This window comes from Mangrovimonas xylaniphaga (assembly GCF_001280435.1).
GTDB lineage: Bacteria > Bacteroidota > Bacteroidia > Flavobacteriales > Flavobacteriaceae > Mangrovimonas_A > Mangrovimonas_A xylaniphaga.
In genome coordinates this window covers 1-390 of record NZ_LBIP01000004.1, presented here as the reverse complement: position 1 = coordinate 390, position 390 = coordinate 1, and the positions used below count along the sequence as shown (strand labels likewise).

General features: G+C 50.3%; 1 pseudogene. It reads right to left on the bottom strand.

Features of this window, described 5'->3' with window-relative positions:
- Positions 1-238: pseudogene (locus ZA06_RS17060) on the bottom strand (cation transporter); the annotation flags it as partial.
- Positions 239-390 lie beyond the last annotated feature (152 nt).

Here is a 390-nt window from a genome sequence, read left to right as displayed (position 1 = left end):
CTACAGACACACGGCGCTGGATTTCAGCAGAGCGAGAAAGGGACACCCAGATCTGACAATGGCCCGCTGTGCTGGCACTGCGCTTTATGCATATCAAGGTCCCGCCCACTGCAAACACACGGATGCCATACACAAAGGCATCGTCCGACATATCAAGGCGAACGGCTACCAAGCCCATCGATTTGGAAAGCAGCACCGTGGTCATTTCAACCACAAAAAAGGCAAAGTAAACGACCAAGACTGTCTATGGGGGTTTGCTCTGATCTTTGTGTTCGGAGAACACTGTTTGATTGGTGTGTACACTGCTAAGTTGCTTCCCACCTAAATTGAGGCCTACAATAGCCTGCTCTATTTGGAAAAGGTGGCCTTCGTGGAATACTGTAAAGGCCC